Origin of the sequence: Streptomyces rubellus (assembly GCF_036323805.1) — a bacterium.
In the GTDB taxonomy this organism is placed as follows: domain Bacteria; phylum Actinomycetota; class Actinomycetes; order Streptomycetales; family Streptomycetaceae; genus Streptomyces.
This window is the reverse complement of the sequence record NZ_JAZDCX010000008.1, coordinates 242,437-268,647: the sequence shown is the minus strand read 5'-3', so window position 1 is coordinate 268,647 and position 26,211 is coordinate 242,437. Positions and strand designations below refer to the sequence as shown.

Genomic DNA, 26,211 nt, shown 5'->3' with positions numbered 1-26,211 from the left:
GCTCCCGGCCTCCCCCGCCGCCGCGTCACTCCCTCACCGCCGGCGGGGGACCGGGGACCCGCAGCACATGCCGCAGCCGGGACAGCCGGAGGGCCACCTGGATCTCCAGGGACCGGTCGGCCTGCTGCCAGTCGGCGCCCAGGAGTTCACCGATGCGCTCCAGACGGCGGGCGACGGTGTTGGGGTGCACATGGAGCCGCTTGGCGGCGTGCGTCGGGCTGCCCCCGGCCTCGAAGTACACCTCCAGCGTGCGGGCGAGCTCGGTCAGACGCTGCCGGTCGTAGTCGAGCACCGGTCCGACGGCGGACTCGATGAAGCCCTCCACGTCGTGCTTCTCGGACAGCAGAAGCCCCAGGAAGCCCAGTTCCCGCGCCGAGGCCGACCGCCCGGTGATGCCCAGCGCGGACATGGCGGCGAGGCAGCGCCGTGCCTCCAGGAAGGCCCGGTGAACCGACTCCGGGGACGACACCGGGCCCGCCGCGCCCACCGTCACCGCCTTCCGCAGCAGCGGGGAGAGCTCGTCGAACACCTCCCGGGCGACCGCTCCGGCGTCCTCGCCCGGGAGCAGGAGCACGATGTGGCCCTCGTGCGTGTTCCCGAGCCCGCTCCGGCGGTGGGCGTACGAGACGGCCCACACGGGCTCCTTGTCCCGGACGCCGTTCTCGGGGTGGACCACGGCCACCACATGCGGCCTGTGGAGGTCGAGGCCGAGCCGGCGGGCCCGCTTCTCCAGATGCGGCACGGGGCGGCCGGCGGCGGCCAGCAGATCGCCGAGCAACTCGTCGCGGCCCTGGTCCGCCAGGGCCGCGGACCTGCCGTTCTGCAGGGTCAGCAGGACCGCCACCGCCTGGGTGACCAGGCCGAGCAGCCGCCGGGTGTGGTCGGTGACCGGGGCGGTGGGCCGGAACAGCAGTCTGCCCAGGTAATCGTCGCCCGCGAAGACGGGGGCCACCTGGAGGCCGTCGTCGAGCTCCACGGGCTCCCGGGCGGCGCAGGCGTCCAGCGTCGCGGCGGCCACGTCGGTCCCGCCGGGCTCGGACAGCTCCCCGGCGCCGGCCAGGAGGGTGCCGTCCGCGGCGTGGACCCGCAGCGGCCCGGCGAGGCAGTGGGACGCCTCCTCCGCCAGGGCCGGCAGGCTGCCGCCGCGGAGCACCCGGTCGAGCAGCTGGTCCTGGAGGTCGCCGGTCTCGCGCAGCTCGCGCAGGCCCGCCTCGGTCCGCGCGGCGTACCGTTCCAGCGCGGCCACCTCGGCGGCGGCCCGCTCCAGCAGCAGGGCCCGCTCGACGGCCGCGCCCACCAGGTCGCCGAGGGAGGTCAGCAGGGAGATCTCGTCCGTGGTGAAGTGCCGGACGTCCCGGTCGGCCACGTACAGGGTGCCGAACGGATCACGGCCGTGGCTCAGCGGCACCGCCAGGACGGCCCGCAGTCCCTCGGCCCGGACCATCTCGCCGAAGGCGTCGCCGTCCCGGAACCTGGTGTCGGCGAGGTAGTCGGGTGTCCAGGCGGGGGCCGGACCGGTCAGGGCGCCGTGGTCGGCCCCGGGCCCCCGCGGCAGCCGCAGTTCCAGGGGGAGCGCCGAGATGTTGCCCTCGCAGGCCCGTACGCGGAGGGTCTCCCGCTCATCCCCGGGCAGGCCTGCACAGGCCAGGTCGGTGCCCAGCAGTAACCGTGCGCGCCGGATGCCGATCCGCAGCACGGTGTCGAGGTCGTACGGGGCGGCGAGCTCGCGCGCGGTGTCGACCAGGGCGGACAGGTCCGCCTCGCGCTGCTGTCTCCTGTCGAGTTGCGACTGGACGCGCAGGGCCAGTCGGCGGGCGTTCTCCAACTGCGCCACATCCGCCTCGGAAAGCCCCGCGTCCCGGGCCTGGGAGACCAGGGAATCGAAACGGTCAGCCGGCGCCTCGCTGGCCAACAGCTCCAGTACGGCAAAGGCATTGGGACCTGTTGCGGGCTGCTGCTGAGCCACGATAGCCCTTCCCCCGTATTCGAGTCTTTGGCTGTTCGGCCATGAATTGGAAGTTACGCACCACATGACGAACTAGTCAACCGGTCATGATCAAGAACGGTAAGGCACTGGTCCGGGGGCGGCCGGAGGGGTGACGGGGCCACCGCCGGAGGTCTCCGAAGGTGTTGGGAGGGCACCGCCCGCCGCGTCATTGCGGGGAAGGGAAACATTGCTCGACGGCGGATTTGCCGGGGACGGTGGCGGAAGGGACGCGGAGGGAAAAGGATGGTCGCAGCAGCTATTTTCGGAAGAGGAGCTGTAACGTTCACTCCCGGGGATTCCCGGTGGGACGGGCGCTGTGATTTCACACTTCGAGGCCATAAGCGGCGTACCGCGTGCCGTGTGGAATGTGTGATTCCGGTGTCCGTGTCATATGCGAGCGCGTCGCAGAAATTCTCCCGGTGCCGGTACCGGGCCGGTCCCCGCCGGGGCCGGCCCGGTCGCTACGCCGCGGCGAGCTCGTCGGCCACCACCGCGAGCAGCCGCCGCCACCGGTCCGCCAGCCGCCGCACGCCGTCGGCCGACAGCTCCGCGGCGACCGCCTCGGACGGCACACCGGCCCGCTCCAGCCGCTCCCAGACGGTACGGGCCGCCTCTGCCTGCCCGGAGAGCGTGTCGCCCCGGAGCGCGCAGGAACGGACGGCGGTCTCGAGCACCGGAGGGGACATCGCGCTGACGGTGCCCCAGGCCACCAGCCGGTCGACGTACCGGGCCCGGGGCGGCGGCGCGGCGAGGGCGTCGGTCCACATCAGGCGCTGCGGCCGGGCCCCGGCCGCCCGCAGCGGACGCCAGCGGCTCCGGCCCAGCCACTCCTCGTAGACCTCGTACGCCAGCCGGGCGGTCGCGGTCCCCGCCGTACCGCGCAGCCGTTCCGCGTCCGGGGTGCCCAGCGCGGCCAGCCGCGCGTCGGCCCCGGCGTCCAGCCGCGCCACGGGGAAGGCGGCCACCGAGGCGATCGCCGACAGCCGCCGGCCTGCCGCCAGGGCGCGCTCCAGCCCCTCGAAGTACGCCGCGACGGCCGCCTCGTAGCGGCGCACCGAGAAGATCTCCGTGATCTGCACCCCGATGCCCCGGCCGAGGCAGTCGGCGGCGGCCCGCAGGCCCTGGGGCGTGGCGGGGATCTTGACCAGCGCGTTGGGCCGGTCCACCGCACCGGCCACGGCCACGGCGTCCGCCACCGCGGCCGCGGCGTCGTGGGCGTGGCGGGGGTCCAGGTCCACCGACACCAGCCCGTCCGCGCCGCCGGTCTCCTCGAACACCCCCCGGAGGCAGTCACAGGCCGACCGGGCGTCCCGGACCAGGATCTCCCGCAGGACCGCCTCGGCGGACGCGTCCCGCGCGCCGTACCGGACCAGCTGCTCGCGGTAGGCGGTCGTACGGGTCAGGGCCCGCAGCAGGGCGGCGAGATCGGTGGTGGCACCGCGGACCCCGGTCCGCCGGACGAGACGTGCCAGATACCCGGAGGCGATCCGGTCGCGGGTGATCCCCTCGACCCAGGGGGAGACCCCTTCCGCGACCAGTTCCTCCAGCGGGTGCTCCTCGTACGGTGCCGCCTGCTCGGAAGCCATGGGCGCATGCGACTCCTCTCAGGTCCTCTCAGGTCCTTCCGGAACGGGCCGCGGGGCGGACCGCCGGCCCGGGCCGGCGGTCCGCCCCGCGGATCGGCAGTGGTCACAGGGCCAGCAGCCCCACGACGGCCGGACCGAACGCCGCCCCCAGCAGATAGCAGAGGTTGAACAGCCCGATCGCCGCCGGCCGGTGGCCGTCGGGCACCGCGGACGTGGCGTGGACCGCCAGCACACCCTGCCCGGAGGCCGCGGCGATCGACGCCAGCCCCTGGGCGACCAGCAGCACCGGCGGCGCGGTGGCGAGCCACGCCGTCACGGCGCCCGCGACGCCCATGGCCGCCAGGACGGCCGCCACCGGGACGCGGCCCACCCGGGCCGAGGCCGCCACGACGAACCAGGAGAGCGTGCCGCCGAGCAGCAGCGGCCACACCATGGCCACCCCGATCTGGCTGCTCGTCCAGTCCGTGTGCTCCGACAGCCGCTCCGGTATCGCGTACATCAGGCCGAAGTTGACGACCGCCAGGGCGAACGCCGTCCCCGCGGAGAACAGGAACGCGGGCGTACGGACCAGCACCGCCGGGACGAAGCCGTCCGGCCGCGCGCGCAGGTGCAGCCCGAGCAGCACGGCGGCGGCGACGGCGCAGACCCCCGCGGCCGGCGGCTGGTGCGGGACGAAGACCAGCGCGGTGACCAGGGCCGTCATCAGGACGGCGCCGGCCGCGTCGAACCGGTCCCGCGCCACCGTGTCCGGCGGCGCGCCCCGCAGCACGGCGGGCAGCGCCAGCAGGCTCAGCACCGGCAGCGCGAGGGTGGCCCGCCAGGAGAACACGTCGTTCACCAGCGACCCGACCAGCGGGGCCGTCGAACCGACCACGGCGAGCGAGGCGGTGACACAGCCCATCCGCAGCGGTGTCACCGCCAGGCTCATGGCGGTCGCCGTCAGCCCGGCGGTGCCCAGCCCCTGCAGTGCGGTGCCCAGGACCACGGCGGGAAGCACCGGCACGGTCGCGGCCAGGACCGCCCCGGCCGCCACCAGCAGGCCGCAGACGGTCAGGGCGGCCCGCAGCCCGCGGCGGCCCAGCAGCCCGGCCAGCAGCGGTGTGCCGACCGCGATGCCCCAGCCGAACGCCGTCACGGCCCAGGTCGCCGCCCCGGTCCGGACACCGAGAGCCGCGGCCACGTCGTCCAGGACGAGCGCCGGGCCCGCGATGCCGAAGGACAGCGGCCCGGCCAGCAGGGCCAGCCAGAGGGCTCCGGTCCGGGCCGGACCGGGTGCCGCCGCCCGGCCGCGCCCGGCGGAGGGGGCGACGCCGGACTCGGCCAGTGATTCGCTCATCGTTCCTCCTTCGTGGAATGGAGGCTGTGCCGGGGTGCGACCGCCGGGATCAGCCGCCGAGCGTGGGGTAGTCGGTGTAGCCGCGGTGGTCGCCGCCGTAGAAGGTCGACGGGTCGGGCTCGTTGTACGGACCGCCGGCCCTGATGCGGGCGGGCAGGTCGGGGTTGGCGAGCCAGAGCGAGGCGAGGGCGACCGCGTCCGCCAGCCCGCCGCGCAGCACCTCGGCGGCCGCCTCCGGGGTCACCCGCTCCTCCGTGCCGGTCGCGTGCGGGTTGAGGATCAGCGTCCCCGGCCACTCCCGGCGGATCAGCTCGGTGACCTCGCGGTGGCCGAACTCCATGAGGTGCACATAGGCCAGGTGGTACGGCGCCAGCGCCCGGATCAGGGCCCGGTACAGCCCGGCGGGGTCGCTCTCCCGGATGCCGTTGGCGGTGTTGCCCGGCGACAGGCGGATGCCGACCCGCTCCGGGCCGATCGCGTCGCCGACCGCCCGGGCGACCTCGACGGCGAAACGGATCCGGTTCTCCACCGACCCTCCGTAGCCGTCGGTGCGCGTGTTGGAGCCGTCGGCGAGGAACTGCTGGATGAGGTAACCGTTGGCGCCGTGCAGTTCCACACCGTCGAAGCCGGCCTCGACCGCGAGACGGGCGGCGGAGACGAAGTCCTCGACCGTGGCCGCGATGTCGTCGAGCGTCATCTCCCGGGGCACGGGGTGGTCCAGCATCCCCTGCGGGGTGTACATCCGCTCGCCCGAGGCGATCGGCGAGGGCGCCACCGGCAGCGCGCCGTCCGGGTAGAGGCTGGGGTGGCCGACCCGGCCGGAGTGCATCAGCTGCACGAAGATCCGGCCGCCCCTGCCGTGGACGGCGTCGGTGACCTTCCGCCAGGCCTGGACGTGCTCCGCCGAGTGCAGGCCCGGGGTGTCGATGTAGCCCTGCCCGATCACGCTGGGCTGGGTGCCCTCGGTGATGATCAGGCCCGCGCCGGCCCGCTGGGAGTAGTACTCGGGCGCCAGGTCGTTGATCACTCCCTTGGACGCCCGGCTGCGGGTCATCGGGGCCATCACGAGCCGGTTGGGGAGGGTCAGGCCGCCCAGTCGCAGTGGCTCGAAGAGTTCTTCCATGGTCTCCTCCGTGGGTACCGAACAACCTGAGAACGAAGGTAGGAGCAGGTCAGGCCCACCGAATCAGTAGGTTTTCTGATGTTCCTTACGTAGATTTGGCAGGGCACCTACGGAGGCGGTCCACCGGATCACCGAGGGCGAGCGGAGGTCGGATTCGTGTTATACGGCAGGTCCACCGAGCAGGCCGAGCTCGAGGGGCTGCTCGCCGCCGTGGACTCCGGCCGCAGCGGCGCGCTGGTGCTGCGCGGCGAGGCGGGCATCGGCAAGACGGCGCTGCTGGACTGGCTGGCCCGGACCGCGCCCCGGCGGGGCTTGCGCCTGCTGCGGGTACGGGGCGTCGAGCCGGAGGCGGACCTGGCCTTCGGCGGCCTGGTCCAGCTGCTGTGGCCGGTCCAGGACCGGCTGGCGGCGCTGCCCGGCGCGCAGGCCGACACCCTCAGGGCGGTGCTCGGCGCCGGCCGGCTGTCCGGCCAGGACCGCTTCCTCACCGGTCTGGCGGTCCTCACCCTCCTCGCCGAACTGGCCGACGAGGAACCGCTGCTGTGCCTGGTCGACGACGCCCAGTGGCTCGACCGGGCCACCGCCGAGGCGCTGCTGTTCGCCGCCCGGCGGCTGTCCGCGGAGCGGGTGGCGATGGTGTTCGCGACGAGGGAGGAGGGGTTCACCGCCCCCGGCCTCACCGAACTGCGGCCGTCCCGGCTGGATCCCCGGGACGCGGCCCGGCTGCTGGCCGACCGGGGGCTCGCCCCGGCACTGCGCGAGCAGGTGATCGCCGAGTCCGCCGGGAACCCGCTCGCGCTGATCGAGTTCGCCGCCGCGCAGCGGCAGCACCCCGACCGCGCGATGCCCCTGCCGGTCGCCGACCGGGTGCTGACCTCCTTCCGCGCCCAGATCGGCCGGCTGCCCGAACGGACCCGGCTGATGATGCTGATCGCGGCCGCCGAGGGCCGGGGCGACCTGCCCATGCTGCTGAAGGCCGCACAGCTGATGAACGTGGGTCTGGAGGACCTGGAGGAGGCCGAACGGGAGCGGCTGGTGCTCGTGACCGAGAGCAGCGTCGCCTTCCGCCATCCCCTGATCGCGTCCGCCGCCTACCAGGGGGCCGTACTGGCCCGGCGGGTCGCCGTGCACCGGGCCCTGGCCGAGGCGGCGACGGACCCCGACTGCCGCGCCCGGCACCTGGCCGCCGCCACCATGGAACCCGACCCGGAGATCGCCGCCGAACTCGCCGCCGCCGCCGAGCGGGCCCGCCACCGCAGCGCCTACGCCGCCGCGGCCGGCCTGTACCGGCACGCCGCCCGGCTCGCCACCGACCGCGCGGCCCGGGCCGGGTGGCTGGGCGAGGCGGCCGGTCTCGCCCTCGCGGCCGGACAGGCGGGGCCGGCCGAGGAACTGGCGGAGCAGGCGGAGGCGTGCACCGACGAGCCGGCCGCACTGGCCGACCTCGCCCCGATCCGCGCGGCCGTCGTGTTCGAGACCGGCGACCAGCGTCGGGCCGCCCGGCTGCTGATCGAGCGCGCGGCCGGGGCGGACGCGGAACGGGCCGCCGCCCTGCTGCGCACCGGCGCCACCTACGCCTGGTCCTGCGGCGACCAGTCCGCGGTGCGCACCGCCGCCCGGCACCTGGCGGCCGTCGGCCGCCCCGACCTCCTGGTGCGGGGCATGGCCCGGCTGGCCGACGGCGACCACACCGGCGGGCTGCCGCTGGTGGCCGAGTTCCTGGAACGGCACCGGGTGGCCGCCCAGGAGACCGACGACGAGGCGGAGCGCATGCGCGTCCTGCACAGCGCCGTGATCCTGGGCGACGACACCGCGGTGCTGGCCCTGGCCGCCGCCGAGGTGGAACGCCGCCGCAAGCACGGGCTGATCGGCGCACTGCCGCAGGTGCTGCACATCCTGGCGCGGACCCAGGTGCTGGCCGGACTGCACCGCGACGCCGAGGCGTCGGCCGCCGAGGCGGCGGAGATCGCCCGCGACACCGGCCCGCACCGGCGCACCGACTGGTTCGGGGACGTACCGGCCCGCGTCGCGGCCGTCGAGGGCGACGCGGAGCGGTGCCGCCGGCTGGCCCGGGAGGCGCCGGAGGCCGACCGGACGGCGGCCGACGGCGTCCTGGCCCTGCTGGAGCTGGGCACCGGGGACCACGAGGCCGCGCTGCGGCGGCTGGAGATGCCCGGGGAGTCCGGGGCCGGGGGCTACCCGGCGCTGCTCGTCGCCTCGGCCGCGGACCAGGTCGAGGCGGCGGTACGGCTGGGCAGCCGGGAACGCGTGGAGGAGCCGCTGCGCCGCTTCGAGACCTGGGCGGCGGCCGGCCGCCGCCCCTGGGCACGGGCGGTCGCCCTGCGCTGCCGGGCCCTGGCCGACGAGGCTGCCGGGGGGACGACCGGGGAGGCGGAGGAGCACTACACCGAGGCGCTGCGGCTGCACGCGCGCGACGGCAGACCGTTCGAACGGGCCCGCACCCAGCTGCTCTACGGCGAGTGGCTGCGCCGCTCCCGGCGCCGCACCGACGCCCGCGCACCGCTGCGGTCGGCCCTGGAGACGTTCGAACGGCTGCGCGCCGTCCCCTGGGCGGAGCGGACCCGGGCCGAGCTGCGGGCCACCGGCGAACCGGGCACGGCGGCCCGGACGGCCGCGGCGAACCTGATCGACCGGCTGACCCCCCAGGAGCTCCAGGTGGTGCGGCTCGCGGCGCGGGGGAGCAGCAGCCGGGAGATCGCCGCGCAGCTCTTCCTCAGCCCCCGGACCGTCGAGCACCACCTCTACAAGGCCTATCCGAAGCTCGGTGTCGGGTCCCGCCGGGAGCTGGCCCGGCTGGAGCTGGACTGAGGGCGCCGGTGCCGGGGCCCGGTTCCCGGTCCGGGCCGGCCGGCCCGGACCGGGAACTCAGGACGTGGCCCGGGGCGCGGCGAACCAGCGGCGGGCGCGCCGCGGCACACCGGGGGAGACCCGCTCCACCCGGTCCCTGACGTCCGCCAGGGTCCGTCCGGCCAGCTCCCGCCGCCACACCAGCTCGGCCTCCCGCATGGCCTGGTGGATCTGGCAGTCCTCGGCGGGCTCGGGCAGGGGGTCGTCCTCGTGGGGGCGGCCCCGTGGTGCCCGCAGCCGGATCCCGGCGCACCGGAACGCCTCCTCGGGGCCCTCCACGGCCGCCACCACGTCCATCAGGGTGATGTCCTCCAGCCGCCGGGCGAGCCGGAAGCCGCCCCGGGGCCCGCTGCCGGAGGAGACCAGGCCCGCCCGGACCAGCGCCTGGAGCTGCTTGTTCAGGTACGCCGGCGGAAGGTCGTAGTAGGCGGCCAGCCGGGCGGCGGACACCGCGTGCTCCGGCCCGGCCCAGGCCAGGTTGAGGATGCTGTGGAGGGCCCACTCCACGCCTTCGCTCATCCGCATGGCACAGATGCTACGCACCGGCGGCCGGCCGGGTCCGGGGCCGTACCACCGTCCCGGACCCGGCCCGCCGGGCCGTCAGACGCCCGGCAGCCCGGCGAGCAGTCCGCGGACGATGCGCACGCCGTCCCGGGTGAGCACCGACTCGGCGTGGAACTGCGTCGAGGCGAAGTGCGGGCCCCGCAGTGCGTGCACCTCGCCGGTGGCCGCGTCCCGGCTCACCTCCACCACGCCCACTCCCGGGCAGTCGATCTTGTCCTCGCCGCAGCGGGCGGCGAACGTGTTGTAGAACCCCACCCGCTCGCGGGAGCCGAACAGGTCGATCTCCCGCTGCACGCCCTGGTTGGGCACCTCGCGCCGGACCATCGGGAGGCCGAGCAGCCGGCACAGCACCTGGTGGCTGAGGCAGACCGCCAGGAAGGGCCGCTGCCGCGCCAGCAGGCTCCGCACCGCCGACCGCAGCCGGGCGATCTTGGGGTGCTCCTCCTCGCGGGGATCGCCCGGACCCGGGCCCATGACGGTCAGGTCGTACCCGTCGAAGGAGTACTCCTCGTCGAACCGGCGCACCGTCACCTCCAGCCCCGTGGCGCGCAACTGATGGGCGATCATCGCGGTGAAGGTGTCCTCGGCGTCCACGACCAGCACCCGGCGGCCGGCGAGGGCGGGATCGTGCCGCTCGCGCGCCTCGGTCCCGGCCAGCCAGAAGTCGGCGATGCCGTGGTTGCGCCGCTCCAGGGCGGCGCGGACGCCGGGGTGTGCGGAGAACCGCTCGGTGTCGCGGGTCTCCAGCGCCGAGAGAAGGCCGGACGCCTTGGCCCGGGTCTCGTCGGCCTCCGCGCCGGGGTCGGAGTGGCGCACCAGGGTGGCGCCCGCCCCGATCCGCAGCCGGCCGCCGCGGTCGATGTCCGCGGTGCGGATGAGGATGGCGGAGTCCAGGGCGTGTCCGCCGTGTCCGTCGCGGCCGACGAGGGCGAGGACGCCGCTGTAGTAGCCGCGCCCCGCGGGCTCGTACCGTGCGATGACCCGGCAGGCGTTCTCCAGCGGGGACCCGGTGACGGTGGGCGCGAACATCGTCTCGCGCAGGATCTCCCGCGGGTCGCGGGTGCTGTGCCCCTCGATGAAGTACTCGGTGTGGGCGAGCCGGGCCATCTCCTTGAGGAACGGGCCGACCACCCGGCCGCCGGACTCGCAGATCCGGGCCATCATCTTCAGTTCCTCGTCGACCACCATGTACAGTTCGTCGGCCTCCTTGCGGTCGGCGAGGAACTCCATCACCTCCGGCAGGGTGGGCCCGGTCGGCGGATAGCGGTAGGTGCCGCTGATGGGGTTCATCACGGCCCGGCCCCCGTGCAGGCTGACGTGCCGCTCGGGGGTGGCGCCGACGAGGGTCCGCTCGCCGGTGTGGACGACGAAGGTCCAGTACGCGCCGGACTCTTGTTCCAGCAGGCGCCGGAAGAAGGTGAGGGCGGCGCGCGGCGTGTAGCCGGTGATGTCGGCGGTGAAGGAGCGCCGGAACACGAAGTTGGCGCCCTCGCCGGTGCCGATCTCGTCGGCGACGATCCGGCGGACGGTCTCGGCGTACTCCTCGTCGGTGAGGTCGAAGCGGCCGCCGGACAGCTCGATCGGGTCGTCCGGGATGCGGGCCAGCACCTCGGCCACCGACCGCTGCTCCTGCCCGGTGACCGTCATCGCGACCAGCGGCGTCCCGTCGTCGGGGGCGGCGAAGCCGCGCTCGGCGATCTGCCGGTAGGGGACCAGGGCCAGTACGTCGTGGCGCGGTCCGCCGGGGTCGGAGCCCGGGGAGTCGGGCAGCGGGATCTCCGCCAGCGTCCGCGGCGTGGACACCTCGCCGACCAGCACGTCCAGGACGCCGACCCCGGTCGTCTCGGGGCGGTGGAGCAGGGCGAAGGCGGGCGGGTCCGCCGCCAGGATCCGGTCCAGTATCTCGCCGCTCATCCCAGGACCTCCTTGGTGCCGAGCACCACGGCACAGCGGCGCGCGGCGTAGTCGAGTGCCATCCGGTGGTCCGCCGCGGAGAAGTCGGCCACCGCGTCGGCCACCAGGAAGGTCTCGATGTCGCGGGTGAAGGCGTCGACGGCGGTGGCCAGTACGCCGATGTGCGCGTAGACCCCGCACACCACGAGCTGGTCGCGGCCGTGCGCGCGCATCCGCTCGGCCAGATCGGTGCGGAAGAAGGCGCTGTAGCGCCACTTGGTGAGCACCCAGTCCCCGGGGGCGGGGGCCAGCGGCTCGACGATCCGCCGCTGGCCGGGCTCCCCGCGCATGCCCGGCCCCCAGAAGTCCCTGAGCAGACCGCGCTGTTCGGCGGTCATGCCGCCGGGCTGCGCCGTGTAGGCGACGGGGACGCCGCGGGCGGCGCAGTGCTCGCGCAGCGCGGCGATGTTGCGCAGCAGTTCGTCGCGGAGCCCCTCGGGCAGGAACCGCACGAAGTAGCGCTGCATGTCGTGGACGAGGAGCACCGCCCGGGCGGGGTCGACGCTCCACCCGGCGGTGTTGTCCGGCAGGTCGCCCGCTGCCGGCATCGGATAGGGCTCGATGACCCCTATGCCTGCCATCAATCCTCCTAGCGAGGGGACCACCGGCTTCGGCCGGTGGGGTCGCTCCCCTGAAGCGGATGGTTGCCGTCCGCCCCGTGCGGGGCCGGTGCGTGCCTGTGCCGTGGGGGCGGGGAGTACCGGGGCGGTCACGCGCCCAGGGAGGCCCCGCCGTCCACCGTGAGGTCGTGCATGGTGATGTGTCCGGCGTGGTCGGACAGCAGGAACACCACGGCCTCCGCGATGTCCGAGGGCCGGGCGATCCGCTTCAGCGGGATGCCGACCCGGTAGGCGTCCGGCCGGCCCTCGACGGTCGCCCGCGGGCCGGACTCGTCGTGCCACATCGACCGGAGCATGGGGGTGTCGGTGGAGCCGGGGGCCACCAGGTTGCACCGGATGCCGTACCGGGCGACCTCCAGGGCGAGGGCCTTGGTGAACATGGTTGCCGCCGCCTTCGAGGCGCCGTACGCGGCCATCCCGGTGCGCGGGACCGCCGCGGCGTTCGAGGTGACGGTGACGATCGCGCCGCGCGAACGGGGGATCATGCGGTCGACCACGGCCCGGCAGACGTGGAAGACGCCGTCGACGTTGACCGCGAAGGTGGCCGCCCAGTCCTCGTCGGTCAGGGTGTGCGCCTCGCCCAGCCGCAGCACCCCCGCGGCGTTGACCAGGTACTCCACCGGGCCGAGGACCCGCTCGACCTCGTCGACCGCGGCCTTCACCCGGCTGCCGTCGGTGACGTCGGCGGGGAACGCCCGCACCCGGAGCCCGTCCGCGGCCAGCTTCTCCGTCAGCTCCGTGAGCCGCGGCCCGTCCCGGTCGACGGCGGCCACCACCGCGCCCCGCTCGCCCAGGGCCCGGACGACGGCCGCTCCGATGCCTCCGGCCGCCCCCGTGACGAGGGCCACCTGACTGTCCATGTGCGGTTCCTCCCAGAGTGCTGGAACGGTGCCGGCAGGGTGTGCCGGCCGGGTGTGCCGTACGTGTGTCAGCCGCGCCACGCGGAGGCGACGGAGACGGCCTGCGAGGGGTTGAGCCGCGGATCGCAGAAGGTCGTGTACTTGGTGCCGACCCGGTCGGCGTAGGAGGCGTTGGACACGCACTCGGTGACGTTGTCCGGGGTGGTCTCCAGATGGAGCCCCCCGGCGACACCGCCCCGGGAGCGGACGGCGGCCTGGAAGTCCCGCACCTCCCGCTCGACCGTCTCCAGATAGCGCGTCTTGAGACCGTCGGGGGTGGTGACGGTGTTGGCGTGCAGGGGGTCGCAGAGCCACACCACCGGATGCCCGGCGGTCCGTACGGCCTCGACCAGCGGGGGCAGCCGGTCGGCGACCAGCTCGGCGCCCATCCGGACGACGAGGGTCAGCCTGCCGGGCTCCCGCCGGGGGTCGAGCCGTTCGCACAGGTCGAGCAGTTCGGGAACGGTCATGGCGGGGCCGACCTTGCAGGCCACCGGGTTGCCGACCCGGGCGAGCAGGGCGACATGGGCGCCGTCGGGCTGCCGGGTCCGCTCGCCGATCCAGGGCAGGTGCGTCGAGGCCAGCACCGGGCGGCCGTCCTCGTCGGGACGGACCATGGGCAGTTCGTAGTCGAGCAGCAGTGCCTCGTGGCTGGTCCACACGGGCGGCTCGACGACCGCCCGCCGCCCGGGGCCGTACCACCCGAGGTGGCGCATGACGGCGGCGGCCGCCTCGTACCCGGCCAGCAGGCGCCCGGGGTCGGGGCGCCGGCCCTCCGGCTCGGGCTCCGGGCTGTTGACCATGTGGCCGCGGAACGCGGGCAGTTCGAGGTCGCCGACCCGCTCGACCGGCTTGGAGCGGGGCTTGCCGAACTGGCCCGCGATACGGCCCACCCGCACCACCGGCCGGTGCGTGATCATCTTCAGGGTGCCGGCCAGGAGGTCCAGTACGGCGGCCTTGCGGGCGACGTATCCGGGGGTGCTCTCGGCCGGGTCCTCGGCGCAGTCGCCCGCCTGGACGACCTGGGCCTCTCCCGCGGCGACCCGGGCCAGCAGGGCGCGGAGCCTGCGCAGGTCCCGGGGCCGCACCAGCGGCGGCCGGGCGGCGAGTTCCTTCCGGACCCGCCTCAGCAGTGCCGTGTCCTCCCACTCCGGCTGCTGCAGGGCCGGTTTTCGCCGGACATCGGGCAGAAGGGTCTCCACTGTGCCTCCAGGGGTGAAGGGGCCGGAACGGCGGACCGGCCCGTCGGGGCGCCGCCCCGGGGACTCCTCGTGCGCTCGGCCGCCGGGCCGTCCGTCCGGTCGCGGCGGGACGGCGGGCGGGCGGTACGGACGGCGCCGGTGCCGGCGGTGGTGCCGGGCGGTCCCGGCCGCGGTCCTCGGCCGTCACCTCGATCCTGGGCCGGGCGGCGGAGCCTGCCAACGCCGGTGGCGGCACTTCGTCACCTGGCGGGGACTCCGTCAAGTCGCGGCCCCCGGGGACCGGCCGGAGCTTGCGCGATCGGATTCCGGATGAATAATGTCCAGGATTTACGCCGGGCTCCCCGGCGTGCCGGGGCACGAGGGGTGCCGCGCACCGCCCCGCGCCCCCGGACCGGTGAGCCCCCGGGAACGGCGCGGGGCGCGCCCCCGGCCGGGGGCGCGCCCTTGTGTTGCCCGTCCGCGGACGGCGGGTCAGAGGCGGGCGAGGAAACGCAGCAGGAGCCGTTCGTCCTCCTCGTCCAGGGGGAGGTCGAAGACGCCCCGCAGGACGTCCACCACGGACCGCGCGGACAGCGTCTCGCGCTCCTCCCGCCCGTCGGGGTACTCCGTCACCAGCACGTTGTCCCGCAGCAGGTACCGGGCCTTGGCCAGACCGCGCTGCACCACCAGCCGGCCGACGAAGGGCGAGCCCGGTCTGGTCGAGCTGATGTAGTGCGCGGCCTGGTAGTCGACCGCGAACTGGGGCTCCGGACGGAAGGCGTACAGGTCGAACCAGTCCCCGGGCCGCCGGGACTGCAGCACCCAGTGGCCCTCGTCCACCACCAGCCGCCAGGTCCAGCCGTCGACGGTGCGCACGGCGCCCTCCCGCCAGGGGACGGGTTCGATCAGGCCCGCGTAGCCGTAGCCGGGGTCCGCGAGCCACACCGTGTCGTCGGCCCGCACCAGCAGACAGGTGTGGGAACGGAACCGGCGTTTGCGGTCGCCCTCGCGGATGCGCGCCAGCAACCGGGTGACGGGGAAGCCGAGGCGGTCCAGCGCCGCCGCGAACAGCAGGTTGGACTCGTAGCAGTAGCCGCCGCGGCCCGCGCGCACCACCTTCCGCTCGATGCTCTCCAGATCGATCGAGACCGTTCTGCCGAGCACCATGTCGACGTTCTCGAAGCACACCGTGCCCATGTGCGCCCGGTGGAGCCGACGCAGCGTCTCCCCGGAGTTGTCGCGCGGCCCGTCGTAGCCGACCCGGGCGAGGTAGGCGTCCAGATCGAGCCCGGCGCTGCCCCACTCCGGCGAGTCGTCGACCACGGCGGCGGGTTCGGAGTTGACCATCGCATCGTGTCCCTTCTCGGCGTCGGCCGGGCCGGGGACCGGGCGGGGCCCGGCCCCGTCAGTCCTCGACCCGCACGCCGTACTCCCTGACCCAGGCGTCGTACTCCACCAGGCGCTCCATGACGGCCCGGGTCCCCCACAGACCGCCCAGCCCGGCGTAGGACTCGAGCGGCTTGTCCAGCAGCGCGCGCAGGCCGGCGGCCGGGACCAGCTCCAGAACGGGCGAGTCCGTGCGCAGCAGGGCGGCCACCTTGTCGCGCAGCGCCCGTACGTACCCCTGGTCCTGGGTGGAGGGGTAGGGGCTCTTCCTGCGCCTGAGCACCGACTCGGGCAGCACGTGGGCGGTGGCCGCGCGCAGCAGGCTCTTCTCCCGGCCGTCGAAGTTCTTCATCTCCCAGGGGACGTTGAAGACGTACTCCACCAGCCGGTGGTCGGTGAACGGCACCCGGACCTCCAGGCCGGTGGCCATGCTGATGCGGTCCTTGCGGTCCAGCAGGAACTTCTCCCAGCGGGAGATGTTGAGGTAGGACAGCTCGCGCATCCGCGCCTCGGTGCCGGACTCGCCCGCCAGCCGCGGCACCTCCGCCAGGGCCTCGGCGTACCGCTGCTTGACGTACTCCTCCATGCCCAGCCGGTCCCACAGGCCGATCTCCCGGATGGCGGCCAGGCCGCCGAGCCTGCGCCAGGCGTCGTACCAGGGGAAGGTGTCGCCCTCCACCGCCTCCCGGTCGAAGAACCAGTTGTAGCCGCCGAACAGCTCGTCGGAGGTCTCACCGGACAGGGCGACCGTCACCCGCTCCTTGAGCGCCCTGCACAGGTGGTAGAGCGAGTGCTCCATGTCGCCGGTGGAGATCGGCAGGTCCTGGGCGAGCAGGACGCGCCGGCGCACGTCCTCGTCCAGGACGTCGTTGTTCTCCAGCTCGACGACGATGTGCTCGGCCCCGCAGTGCCGGGCGACCTCCACGGCGTACGGGGTGTCGGGGTCCAGCCAGATGCCGTTGCCCCTGAAGTCCCGCTCGTTGTCGCGGAAGTCGACGGAGAACGCCTTGATGCGCTCCTCGGCGCCCTGGTCCCGGAGCGCCTTCGCCGCGAGCGCGGTGATGGCGCTGGAGTCCAGACCGCCGGAGAGCAGCGTGCCGACCTTCACGTCGGCGACCAGCTGGCGCTCGACGATGTCCTCCAGCAGCTCGCGGACCCGGGCGACGGTGGTGTCGAGGTCGTCGGTGTGCGGCCGGGCCCGCAGCTCCCAGTACGTCCGGGTGGTGCGGCCGCCGCGGGTGAAGCGGACGACGGTGCCGGGCACCACCTCGTGCATGCCCTTGAAGACCGCGTGGCCGGGGGTGTTGATGATGGCGAAGATCTCCGCCAGCCCCTCGCGGTCGACCGCCGCCCGGGCCTCGGGGTGGGCCAGGATCGCCTTGGCCTCGGAGCCGAACAGCACCCCGTCCCGGGTGGGGTAGTAGAACAGCGGCTTGACGCCCATGCGGTCGCGCACCAGCAGCAGCTCCTCGCCGCGCGGGTCCCAGACGGCCAGGGCGTACATGCCGTTGAGGCGCTCGGCGAACTCCTGTCCCCACTCCAGGTAGGCGTGCAGGACGACCTCGGTGTCGCTGGTGGTGCGGAAGGTGTGTCCGAGTCCGGCCAGCTCCCGGCGCAGCTCCCGGTAGTTGTAGACCTCGCCGGTGTAGACGATCACCGGCAGGCCGTCGTCCGCGCCGGTGACGTGCATCGGCTGCCGGCCGCCCGCCAGGTCGATGACCGACAGCCGGCGGTGTCCGAGGGCGGCGTGGCGCGACACCCAGGTGCCGTGGTCGTCCGGTCCTCGGCACTCCAGTGTTCCTGCCATGGCCGACACCGTGTCGGCGTGCCGTGTCAGGTCGCGGTCGTATCCGACCCAGCCTGCGAGTCCGCACATGGAAGGTGGGCTCCTTTCCGATGAGAGATGGTGAGGGCGGGCGACGGGGTGGGGGGAGGGGCCCCGGGCGCTCAGGGCCGGGGCACCAGACCGGCGGTGTCCCAGTACCGCAGCTGGGGCAGGGCGGAGAGCGGGCCGGTGTGTGCCGCCCGGGCGCCGCCGAGGAGCATCGCGGTGGGCCCGGCGGGGTCGAAGACGGGCCACGCGGGGGCGTACCGGCTGGTGGGTCTCCCGTCCCGGGCGAAGGAGGCCACCAGGTCGATCAGGGTGTCGGAGATCCGCCGCTCCAGCGGTCCGTCCCCGTACACCGGGGCGTGGACCGGCAGCCGGTGGGTGCCGAAGAGGAACTTCGAGGTGGCCTCGTGCGGCGTGCCGGCGTAGGGCGGGCGCACCGGGTGGGCGAACTCCATGACGTACTGCGGCGACCTCCCCTCCCGCGCGTGCCGCTCGGCCAGCCGGACGATCTGGTACCGGAAGAGCGCGTCACCCCACACCTCGGTCCACAGCGACACCGGGTCGGCGGCCCGGCCCGCGGCCGGCAGGGCCTCCCGGTAGTGGGCGAGGCACTCGTCGACCTGCTCGTCGCCGACCTTGGCGGCGCACTTGTCCAGCACGGCGCGCACCGCGGCGCGCAGCCCGGGCTCGTCGGCCGGGAGCGGGCCGTCGAAGGGGTAGCCCGGACCGGTGGTGAAGAACGACCCCTCGGTGCGGGCGAAGACGCACATCACCGGTACGGCGGGGGTGGGCAGCGCGTGGTCGTACCCGCGCATCCACCGCCCGTCGACCACCGGACCCCGGTACTCGCGCCAGCCCTCCACCGCGCGCCCGGCCGGATCGCCGGAGAACGTCCCGTCCCAGGCGTCCCGGAGCGCGGCGGCCGGCACCCGGCGCAGACCCGGCACCGTCGTGCCGAACCGCCGTGCCAGGCGCTCGAAGACGGTGCGGGACTCCTCGGGGGTCGTCGAACTCGCCGGCGCCCACACGTGCTTGGTGCTGACGGCGACGATCCGCCGCACGATGCCGCGCAGTTCGGGCAGCAGGCTCAGCTGCCAGGCGCTGGAACCGCCCGCGGAGGTGCCGGCGAGCGTGATGTTGCCGGGGTCGCCCCCGAACGCCTCGGCGTTGTCCCGCACCCAGCGCAGCAGCGCCGCCTGGTCCTGCAGGCCCCAGTTGGCGAAGGAGCCGGTGGCGGGATCCGCGAGGTCCTCGTGCAGACCCCAGCCGAAGGCGCCCAGGCGGTAGTTGAAGGTGACCACGACCAGATCGCCGCGCTCCGCGGTGCGGGCGCCGTCGTAGTCCGGCTCGCTCCCCGCCCCCAGCAGCCAGCCGCCGCCGTGGACGTAGACCAGGACCGGACGGCGTCCCCGGAGGCCGGGGGTCCAGACGTTGGCGTACAGGCTGTCCTCGGCGCTGCCGGGCAGGTAGTCGCCCTGCAGGGACGGCGGGGCGAACGCGGTGGCCTCGCGCACCCCGCCCCAGGGCTCGGGAGGGCGCGGCGAGGCGAAGCGCAGCCGCCCCACCGGGGGCGCGGCGTAGGGCACCCCCCGGAACACGGTGACCCGGCCGGTGCGCAGTCCGGCGATCCGGCCGGCGGTGGTCTCGGTGACCACCGTGCCGCCCCGCCCCGCCGCCGCGGAGGAGGAGGTACGCGGTGGGTGTTGCTCTCGTCGGGACATTCGCCGATCCTCGCTTCAGCGTGTTGCGACGGGACGGTGCGACGGGGACGCGGTCACGGTGGACGCGGTGACAGTCGGGGAACCGCAACGATCGTGCAACCGGTGCCGCGGCGGCCTCCAACACCGCCCGGCATCTGTGTCAGGTCGCGGCGGCACTGTGTCAGGTCGGGTACGGCGGGACCGTACCGGGCGGCGTACGGTGCCGGTACGCGACGACCGTGTCCGTCACCGGGCCGGGCCCGTCGGGGCCCGGCCGCAGGAGCAGAGAGGGAGACCGCACACCATGACCGTCCTGGGGACCGCGCGGGACGACGACACGCCGGTGGTGACCGTCTGGTCGGACATCAGCTGCCCGTGGGCGACGCTCGCCCTGCACACGCTGCACCGCGCCGCCGAGCGCCTGGCGCTGCCGGTGCTGGTGGACCACCGGGCCTTCCCGCTGGAGCTGTTCAACGGAGTGCCCAACCCGAAGTACATCGTCGACGCCGAGGTGGCGGTGATCGCCGGCCGGCTGCCCGAACTGGGCTGGCGGCGCTGGTCGGCGCCGGAGTGGACCTACCCGGTGACCCTGCTGCCCGCCATGGAGGCCGTCCAGGCCGCCAAGGACCCCGGAATCGGCGGTCTGCGCGGCAGCGACGAACTGGACGCCGCGCTGCGCCGGGCGTACTACACCGACAGCCGGTGCGTCAGCGTCCCCGCGGTGATCCTGGACGTCGCCGGGCAGTGCCCGCACGTGGACGCCGGGAGGCTGGCCGAGGCGCTGGCCCGGGGCGCCGGGCGGGCCGAGGTGTACGAGCAGTGGCGCACGGCGCGGGGACCGGAGATCCAGGGCAGCCCGCACCTGTTCGCCCCCGGCGGCTACCGCGCACACAACCCCGGGGCGGTGTACGCCTGGCACGGCGACCCGCTGAAGGGCGACGGCTTCCCGCGGCTGGACGACTACCGTCCCGAGTGGGCCGAGGAACTGCTGCGGCGGCTGCACCGCGCCGGTGACAGCAGCCGCTCCGGAGGCGCGGGCAGCTCCCGTCCGACCAGCGAGCGCAGCACGGGATAGGCGGTGGCGTCCCCGGCCAGCACCCCGCCCAGCAGGGTGACCGCGTCGGGGGCGAGCACCAGCTTGGCGTACGTCCGGGCGGCCCGGTCGGCGTAGACCAGCTCCATCGCCCCCTGCGCCGAGGCGTGGGCGTCGCCGAAACTGGCGACGTCCACGCCGAGCAGTTTCAGGCGGGTGGACAGGTCCGCGCCGGGGAAGGACGCGTCGCGCAGGCCCAGCAACTGGCCGGCGACGGCCTCCGCCATCCGGTAGCCGGGCGCCACCAGCCCGTGGCAGCGGCCCTCCACGGCCGCGCACTCGCCGACCGCCCAGATCCGCGGATCGGCGGTGCGGCAGCGCCGGTCCACCAGGAAGCCGCCGCGCGGACCCGTCTCCAGGCCCGCCGGCCCGGCCAGTTCGTCGCGCGGCCGGATCCCGGTGGAGAACACCACCAGGTCGGCCTCCAGTTCGGTGCCGTCGCCGAGGACCACCGCGCGCACCCGGCCGCCGGGACCCGCCTCGACGGACCGGAGGGCCGTACCGCAGCGCACCGTCAGGCCCAGCTCGGTGACGTACCCGGCCAGCAGCCGTCCGGCGGCCTCGTCGAGCTGCGCCGGCATCAGGTGCGGCGCCAGCTCCACGACGTGCGGGCGCATGCCCAGCCGCCGCAGCGCCCCGGCGGCCTCCAGACCCAGCAGGCCGCCGCCGACGACGACACCGGGACGGCCGGGGGCGGCCGCGGCGCGGACGGCCTCCAGGTCCTCGACGGTGCGGTAGGCGAAGCAGCCGGGCAGCTCGCGTCCGGGCACCGGCGGTACGAGGGGGCGCGAGCCGGTGGCGAGCACCAGCGCGTCGTAGCCGACGAGGTCGCCGTGTGCGGTGCGCACCGTGCGGCGGTGCCGGTCGACGGCGGTGACCGGGGTGGCCAGCCGCAGTTCCACCCGCGGGTCCGCCGCCGGGTCCGGCCCGGCCAGCGCGAGCCCGTCGGCGCCGTCGGCACCGTGGCCGCCCGGGCCGGCCAGCCAGGAGGAGAGCCGGGTCCGGTCGTAGGCGGGGCGGGGTTCCTCGGCCAGGACGGTGACGCGCCAGGTGCCGGCCGGGTCGCGGGATCGCAGGTTCCGGACGAGGTGGTGGCCCACCATGCCGTGGCCGACGACGACGAGTGTGCGGGTCATGGGTGGCGGTCCTTCGGATTTCTCGCGTTCTCTCGCGTTCCCCGGTCCGCGGCGATCCGCCGGGGCGCGCTTCCGGGACGTCATCGCGCGGCGGTCGGCAGCGTCTCGCACAGGCGCCGGACGTCGTCGGCGCAGGTGCCGCAGCCGGTGGTCGCCCGGGTCGCGGCGGCCAGCGCGGGCAGGTCGCGGGCACCCTCGTGCCAGGCCGCGGCGAGCGCGCCCCTGGTGACGTTGTTGCAGAAGCAGAGCACCGTGTCGTCCGGCAGTTCGACCCGGCCGGGCTCGGGCGCGGCACTGCCCAGCAGCAGGGCGAGCCGTCCGGCGGGCACCGGCTGGTCGCGGTCGTGGAGCTGGCTGACGGCGGCGATGGCCCGGGGCAGGCCGAGCAGCACCCCGCCCGCGATCCGGCCCCCGTCGAGCGTCAGCGAGGCGTAGCGGCCGCGGGCCGGGTCGGACAGGGTCACCGACTCGTCACCCGGGGCGCCGGGCGGACCGAGGACGGCCAGGTCGGTCCCGGGCGCCCGGAGCCGGACGACGGTCCTGGCCGGCCGGTGGCGGACCCGCTGCCCGGCCAGCAGCCGGGCGAGGGTCTCGGCCTGTTCCCAGGCGCAGGAGAGCAGCCCCGGCACCTGCCCGGCGTACTCGGCGCAGTCCCCGATCGCGTGGACGCGGGGATCGCCGGTGCGCAGCCGGTCGTCGACGACCACGCCCCGGCGCACCGGCAGGCCGGCCTGCCGGGCGAGCCGGGTGTCGGGGACCACCCCGGTGCACAGCAGCAGCGTGTCGGCCTCGGCCATCCGGCCGTCCGCCAGGGTCAGCTTCCCGGGCGTGTACTCCGCGGCATGCCGCCCGGAGTACAGCCGGACGCCGCACTCCGCCAGCCGGGCGGTGAGCACGGCCCCGGCCCGGGCGTCCAGCAGGCGGTCCATCGGGTGCGGACCGGGGTGGACGAGGGTGACCTCGCGTCCGGCGCGGCGCAGCGCGAACGCGGTCTCCACACCGAGGACCCCGCCGCCCAGCACGGCCACCGGGCCGTCACCGGGACCGCCGCCCGAGCCGCCGCCGAGTCCGGTGACGTCGGCCGGGGACCGCACCGTGCGCACCCCCTCGCCCGGGACGCCCGGCAGCCGGGGGACGTCAGGGCGCGCCCCGGTGGCCAGTACCAGCGTGTCGTACGGGTGGACGCCCCCGTCGTCGGTGTGCACCGCGCGGGCCCGCCGGTCGACGCGGACGGCCCGCACCCCCAGCAGCACCCGGGTGTCCCCGGGAGGCGGCGGCAGCACGGCCGCCTCCGGCGGCAGCTCGCCCGCGAGCACGGAGGTCAGCAGGGGGCGGTGGCAGGCCGGCTCCGCGCCGAGGACCGTGACCGGACCGTGGTGGCCGTGGTGGCGCAGCCGCTCCACCAGCCGGTGCGCGGCCGGTCCGTAACCGACGACCAGGACGCCGCTCACGACGGCTCCGTCCAGGGCTCGACGCGCACGGCGCACACCTTGAACTCCGGCATCCGGCTGACCGGGTCCAGGGCGGGGTGGGTCAGCAGGTTGGCCCGCCCCCGCCCCGGGAAGTGGAACGGCAGGAAGACGGTGTCGGTGCGCAGCGTCCCGTCCAGGCGCACCCGCGCGACGGTGCCGCCGCGCGCCGAGGACACCAGCGCGAGCTCTCCCTCCCTCAGGCCGAAGCGTTCGGCGGTGTCGGGATGCACCTGGACGAAGGCCTCGCCCGCGGCCGCGTTCAGCTCCGGCACCCGCCGGGTCTGGGCACCGGACTGGTACTGGGCCAGGACGCGCCCGGTGGTGGCGTACAGGGGGCGGTCCGCCGTGACCGGCTCCGCGGGCTCGCGGTGGTCCACCTCGGCGAACCGGGCCCGCCCGTCGGGGTGGGCGAAGCGGTCCAGGAACAGCCGCGGGGTGCCCGGGTGCGGGGCGCCGGGCGTCCGCGGGCACGGCCAGTACAGCGCCTCGCCCGACTCCAGCCGGTCGTAGGTGATGCCCGAGTAGTCGGCCCGGCCGCCGGCGGAGGCGGCGCGCAGCTCGTCGAAGACCACCCGGGGATCGGTGGGGTAGCGGTGGCGGGGCTCGCCCAGGCGGACGGCCAGGCCGTGCAGGACCTCCAGGTCGGTGCGCACCCCGGCGGGGGGCGGCAGCAGCGCCCGGCGGCGCAGCACCCGCCCCTCCAGGCTGGTCATCGTGCCCTCCTCCTCGGCCCACTGGGCCACGGGAAGCACCACATCGGCCATGGCGGCCGTCTCGGAGGGCACGAAGTCGGCCACCACCAGCAGGTCCAGGGCGGCCAGCCGCTCGGTGACACGGGCGGCGCGGGGCGCGGAGACCACGGGATTGGAGCCGAAGACCAGCAGCGCGCGCGGGCCGCCGGCGGTGCCGAGCGCGTCGAGGAGCTCGTACGCGCTGCGGCCCGGACCGGGCAGTGAGCCGGGGTCCACGCCCCACACCTTCGCCACCCGGGCCCGCGCCTCCGGGTCGGTGATGCTCCGGTAGCCGGGCAGCTGGTCGGTCTTCTGGCCGTGTTCGCGGCCGCCCTGTCCGTTGCCCTGCCCGGTCAGGGTGCCGCAGCCGCTGCCCTGACGGCCCGGCAGGCCCAGCGCCAGGGCGAGGTTGACGAAGGCGGCCGCCGTGTCGGTGCCCTTGCTGTGCTGCTCGACGCCCCGGCCGGTGAGCAGGTACGCCCGCGGTGCCCGGGCGAGCCTGCGCACCGCCTCGTACTGCTCCGCGGCCGGTACGCCCGTGACGCGCTCGGCGCGCTCGGGCCACCAGGCCGCGGCCCGGCGCCAGGCGGCGTCGAAGCCGGTGGTGCGCTCGGCCACGTACTCCTTGTCGAGGTGGCCTTCGGCGACCGCGATGTGCAGCAGGCCCAGGGCGAGGGCCAGGTCGGTGCCGGGCGCGGGCTGCAGATGGAGGGCGGCCCGCTCGGCGGTGCGGGTGCGGCGCGGGTCGACGACCACCAGGTCGGCGCGGTCCAGCAGGCGCATCAGCGGCGGCATGGTCTCGGCCGGGTTGGCGCCCGCCAGCAGGACGGCGTCGGCCTCGCCGAGGTCGGTCACGGGGAACGGCAGCCCCCGGTCCACGCCGAAGGCGGCGTTGGCCGCGGCGGCGGCCGAGGACATGCAGAACCGGCCGTTGTAGTCGATCTGCGAGGTGCCCAGCGCCAGCCGGGCGAACTTGCCCAGCAGATACGCCTTCTCGTTCGTCAGCCCGCCGCCGCCGAAGACGGCGACGGCGTCCGCGCCGTGTTCGGCCCGGACGGCGCGCAGTCGCTCCGCCACCAGGTCCAGTGCCTCGTCCCAGCCCGCCGGCCGCGGGCGGCCGTCGCCGCCGCGCACCAGCGGGGCGCGGAGCCGGTCCGGGGCGCTCAGGACCGACGGGGCGGTCCAGCCCTTCTGGCACAGGCGCCCGGAGTTGACCGGGAAGGCGGACGGACGGACCGTCACCGCGCCGTGCTCGCGGCCCAGCAGTGTGCCGCACTGCAGGGCGCAGTACGGGCAGTGCGTCGCCACCGGCGCGGTGGCCCCGGCGGTCGTCTCAGGCACGGGTGACCTCCCGTCGTACGGGCGCGGCCGGGGTGGCACCGGACCGCCCGCGCCGCGGCCGGAGGGCCAGGACCATCGGTACGCACAGCGCGTAGTAGCACAGGAAGGCGACGAAGGCCGGCTCCCCGGACCCGGATCCGTCGCCGTACGCGGCGCGGAACGCCAGGTTGACGGCCACCCCGCCGAGCGTGCCGACCGCCCCGGCGACGGCGATCGCGGCACCGGCGAGCCGGCGCGCCTCGGCGAAGGCAGCGGCCGCGTCGTGCCCGGCGGTGACGGCTTCCTCGGCACGCCGGGCGAAGGCCACCGGGATCATCTTGTACGTCGAGCCGTTGCCGAGCCCGCTGAGCACGAACAGCGCCGTGAAGCCGGCCGTGAACAGGGGCAGGGAGTTCTGTCCGGCGGCCACCAGCAGCACCACGGTGCCCGCCCCCATCCCGGCGAAGTTCCACAGGGTCACCCGGCCCGCGCCGAAGCGGTCCGCGAGCCAGCCGCCCAGCGGGCGGGAGAGCGAGCCTAGCAGCGGCCCCAGGAAGGTGTGGCCGGCCGCCTCCAGGGGGGTGGCGCCGAACTGGGTCTGCAGCACCAGGCCGAAGGCGAAACCGTAGCCGATGAAGGAACCGAAGGTGCCGACGTACAGCAGTGAGATCCACCAGGTGTCGGCGCACGCGACGGCCCGGCGCAGGGTGCCGGGGCCGGCGCGCACGGCGTCCACGTTGTCCATCTTCCACGCGGCCAGCAGCGCGGCCAGGGCGATCAGCGGCAGGTAGGCCGCCACCACGTACGACGGGTGGGTGTCGCCCGCCGTGGCGATGACCAGCAGTCCGACCAGCTGGACCGCGGCGACCCCCAGATTGCCGCCTCCCGCGTTGAGCCCGAGCGCCCAGCCCTGGTGCCGCCGCGGGAAGAACGCGGCGATGTTGGTCATCGAGGAGGCGAAGTTGCCGCCGCCGACCCCGGCCACCGCGCCGATCAGCAGGAACACCCACAGCGGGGTGCCCGGCCGCCGCACGGCCCACAGCGTCAGCAGGGTGGGCACGAACAGCACCAGACAGGAGAACACGGTCCAGTTCCGGCCGCCGAACCGCGTCACCGCCCGGCTGTACGGCAGCCGCAGCACCGCGCCGACCAGGGTCGGGACCACCACCAGCAGGAACTTCTCGTCCGGTCCGAAGGCGAAGCCGATCTCCGGGGACAGGAACAGCACCAGGACCGACCACATCGTCCACACCGAGAACCCGATGTGCTCGGCGAGGACCGACAGGGCCAGGTTGCGCAGGGCGACGCGCCGGCCGCCCCGCTGCCATGCCTCCTCGTCCTCCGGGTCCCAGCCGGTGAGCCAGCGGGAGGTGCGTCGTGCGGTCACGGCCGCACCGCCCGGAGCGGCGGGAGGCCGCCGGACCC

General features: G+C 75.3%; 18 protein-coding genes. 2 read left to right on the top strand and 16 right to left on the bottom strand.

What is annotated here, in order from left to right:
• Positions 1–25: 25 nt before the first annotated feature.
• From V1L54_RS12200 to V1L54_RS12185, 4 genes are all read right to left on the bottom strand, one after another.
• On the bottom strand, positions 26–1,966 hold the full coding sequence (locus tag V1L54_RS12200) for a helix-turn-helix domain-containing protein (protein ID WP_330117963.1): 1,941 nt from the start codon (positions 1,964–1,966) through the stop codon (positions 26–28).
• Between the two features lie 482 nt (positions 1,967–2,448).
• Positions 2,449–3,573 (bottom strand): transaldolase family protein, encoded by a 1,125-nt coding sequence (locus V1L54_RS12195; protein ID WP_330117962.1) that lies wholly within the window; start codon positions 3,571–3,573, stop codon positions 2,449–2,451.
• A 103-nt stretch (positions 3,574–3,676) separates the two neighbouring features.
• Positions 3,677–4,909, bottom strand: coding sequence for an MFS transporter (locus tag V1L54_RS12190; RefSeq protein ID WP_330117961.1), 1,233 nt, complete (start codon positions 4,907–4,909; stop codon positions 3,677–3,679).
• A 49-nt stretch (positions 4,910–4,958) separates the two neighbouring features.
• Positions 4,959–6,032, bottom strand: a complete 1,074-nt coding sequence (locus V1L54_RS12185; protein ID WP_330117960.1) for an alkene reductase — start codon at positions 6,030–6,032, stop codon at positions 4,959–4,961.
• 156 nt (positions 6,033–6,188) lie between these two features.
• Here V1L54_RS12185 and V1L54_RS12180 point away from each other — a divergent pair, with 156 nt between their 5' ends.
• Positions 6,189–8,861, top strand: coding sequence for an ATP-binding protein (locus tag V1L54_RS12180; protein WP_330117959.1), 2,673 nt, complete (start codon positions 6,189–6,191; stop codon positions 8,859–8,861).
• 57 nt (positions 8,862–8,918) lie between these two features.
• On the opposite strand, the gene V1L54_RS12175 is transcribed toward V1L54_RS12180, so the two are convergent.
• The 8 genes from V1L54_RS12175 to V1L54_RS12140 all read right to left on the bottom strand — a co-directional run bounded on the left by V1L54_RS12175 (position 8,919) and on the right by V1L54_RS12140 (position 19,055).
• A complete protein-coding gene (locus V1L54_RS12175) occupies positions 8,919–9,419 on the bottom strand; it encodes an RrF2 family transcriptional regulator (protein ID WP_330117987.1) in 501 nt (166 codons plus the stop codon).
• An 81-nt stretch (positions 9,420–9,500) separates the two neighbouring features.
• Positions 9,501–11,378 (bottom strand): anthranilate synthase family protein, encoded by a 1,878-nt coding sequence (locus tag V1L54_RS12170; RefSeq protein ID WP_330117958.1) that lies wholly within the window; start codon positions 11,376–11,378, stop codon positions 9,501–9,503.
• Entirely contained in the window at positions 11,375–11,998 is a 624-nt protein-coding gene (locus V1L54_RS12165; protein ID WP_330117957.1) for an isochorismatase family protein, read from the bottom strand. The genes V1L54_RS12170 and V1L54_RS12165 overlap by 4 nt, the downstream gene beginning before the upstream one ends.
• Before the next feature lie 128 nt (positions 11,999–12,126).
• Positions 12,127–12,897 (bottom strand): 2,3-dihydro-2,3-dihydroxybenzoate dehydrogenase, encoded by a 771-nt coding sequence (locus V1L54_RS12160; RefSeq protein WP_330117956.1) that lies wholly within the window; start codon positions 12,895–12,897, stop codon positions 12,127–12,129.
• A gap of 68 nt (positions 12,898–12,965) precedes the next feature.
• Positions 12,966–14,138 carry a 3-deoxy-7-phosphoheptulonate synthase gene (locus V1L54_RS12155; protein ID WP_330117955.1) on the bottom strand — a complete coding sequence of 391 codons (1,173 nt, stop codon included), beginning with the start codon at positions 14,136–14,138 and terminating at the stop codon, positions 12,966–12,968.
• Positions 14,139–14,609: 471 nt separating this feature from the next.
• Positions 14,610–15,464: an arylamine N-acetyltransferase family protein gene (locus V1L54_RS12150; RefSeq protein WP_330117954.1), complete on the bottom strand. Its 855-nt coding sequence runs from the start codon at positions 15,462–15,464 to the stop codon at positions 14,610–14,612.
• Positions 15,465–15,522: 58 nt separating this feature from the next.
• Positions 15,523–17,379, bottom strand: a complete 1,857-nt coding sequence (gene asnB, locus V1L54_RS12145) for an asparagine synthase (glutamine-hydrolyzing) (RefSeq protein WP_330117953.1) — start codon at positions 17,377–17,379, stop codon at positions 15,523–15,525.
• Between the two features lie 71 nt (positions 17,380–17,450).
• Positions 17,451–19,055 carry a carboxylesterase/lipase family protein gene (locus V1L54_RS12140; RefSeq protein WP_330117952.1) on the bottom strand — a complete coding sequence of 535 codons (1,605 nt, stop codon included), beginning with the start codon at positions 19,053–19,055 and terminating at the stop codon, positions 17,451–17,453.
• Between the two features lie 283 nt (positions 19,056–19,338).
• Here V1L54_RS12140 and V1L54_RS12135 point away from each other — a divergent pair, with 283 nt between their 5' ends.
• Positions 19,339–20,109: a DsbA family oxidoreductase gene (locus tag V1L54_RS12135; RefSeq protein WP_330117951.1), complete on the top strand. Its 771-nt coding sequence runs from the start codon at positions 19,339–19,341 to the stop codon at positions 20,107–20,109.
• On the opposite strand, the gene V1L54_RS12130 is transcribed toward V1L54_RS12135, so the two are convergent.
• The 4 genes from V1L54_RS12130 to V1L54_RS12115 all read right to left on the bottom strand — a co-directional run bounded on the left by V1L54_RS12130 (position 19,995) and on the right by V1L54_RS12115 (position 26,173).
• Positions 19,995–21,263, bottom strand: a complete 1,269-nt coding sequence (locus tag V1L54_RS12130) for an NAD(P)/FAD-dependent oxidoreductase (RefSeq protein ID WP_330117950.1) — start codon at positions 21,261–21,263, stop codon at positions 19,995–19,997. The two genes, V1L54_RS12135 and V1L54_RS12130, sit on opposite strands and share 115 nt — an antisense overlap.
• Before the next feature lie 80 nt (positions 21,264–21,343).
• Positions 21,344–22,714, bottom strand: coding sequence for an FAD-dependent oxidoreductase (locus tag V1L54_RS12125; protein ID WP_330117949.1), 1,371 nt, complete (start codon positions 22,712–22,714; stop codon positions 21,344–21,346).
• The gene (locus V1L54_RS12120) at positions 22,711–24,807 is read right to left on the bottom strand and encodes a molybdopterin oxidoreductase family protein (protein WP_330117948.1); all 2,097 of its coding nucleotides are present in this window, start codon (positions 24,805–24,807) and stop codon (positions 22,711–22,713) included. The genes V1L54_RS12125 and V1L54_RS12120 overlap by 4 nt, the downstream gene beginning before the upstream one ends.
• On the bottom strand, positions 24,800–26,173 hold the full coding sequence (locus V1L54_RS12115; protein WP_330117947.1) for an MFS transporter: 1,374 nt from the start codon (positions 26,171–26,173) through the stop codon (positions 24,800–24,802). The genes V1L54_RS12120 and V1L54_RS12115 overlap by 8 nt, the downstream gene beginning before the upstream one ends.
• Positions 26,174–26,211 lie beyond the last annotated feature (38 nt).

What these genes read in the sequence shown, in the direction of transcription:
- V1L54_RS12195 (WP_330117962.1), bottom strand. Translation starts at nt 3,573, where the DNA reads ATGGCTTCCGAGCAGGCGGCACCGTACGAGGAGCACCCGCTGGAGGAA.
- V1L54_RS12190 (WP_330117961.1), bottom strand. Translation starts at nt 4,909, where the DNA reads ATGAGCGAATCACTGGCCGAGTCCGGCGTCGCCCCCTCCGCCGGGCGC.
- V1L54_RS12185 (WP_330117960.1), bottom strand. Translation starts at nt 6,032, where the DNA reads ATGGAAGAACTCTTCGAGCCACTGCGACTGGGCGGCCTGACCCTCCCC.
- V1L54_RS12175 (WP_330117987.1), bottom strand. Translation starts at nt 9,419, where the DNA reads ATGAGCGAAGGCGTGGAGTGGGCCCTCCACAGCATCCTCAACCTGGCC.
- V1L54_RS12170 (WP_330117958.1), bottom strand. Translation starts at nt 11,378, where the DNA reads ATGAGCGGCGAGATACTGGACCGGATCCTGGCGGCGGACCCGCCCGCC.
- V1L54_RS12165 (WP_330117957.1), bottom strand. Translation starts at nt 11,998, where the DNA reads ATGGCAGGCATAGGGGTCATCGAGCCCTATCCGATGCCGGCAGCGGGC.
- V1L54_RS12160 (WP_330117956.1), bottom strand. Translation starts at nt 12,897, where the DNA reads ATGGACAGTCAGGTGGCCCTCGTCACGGGGGCGGCCGGAGGCATCGGA.
- V1L54_RS12150 (WP_330117954.1), bottom strand. Translation starts at nt 15,464, where the DNA reads ATGGTCAACTCCGAACCCGCCGCCGTGGTCGACGACTCGCCGGAGTGG.
- asnB (WP_330117953.1), bottom strand. Translation starts at nt 17,379, where the DNA reads ATGTGCGGACTCGCAGGCTGGGTCGGATACGACCGCGACCTGACACGG.
- V1L54_RS12140 (WP_330117952.1), bottom strand. Translation starts at nt 19,055, where the DNA reads ATGTCCCGACGAGAGCAACACCCACCGCGTACCTCCTCCTCCGCGGCG.
- V1L54_RS12135 (WP_330117951.1), top strand. Translation starts at nt 19,339, where the DNA reads ATGACCGTCCTGGGGACCGCGCGGGACGACGACACGCCGGTGGTGACC.
- V1L54_RS12130 (WP_330117950.1), bottom strand. Translation starts at nt 21,263, where the DNA reads ATGACCCGCACACTCGTCGTCGTCGGCCACGGCATGGTGGGCCACCAC.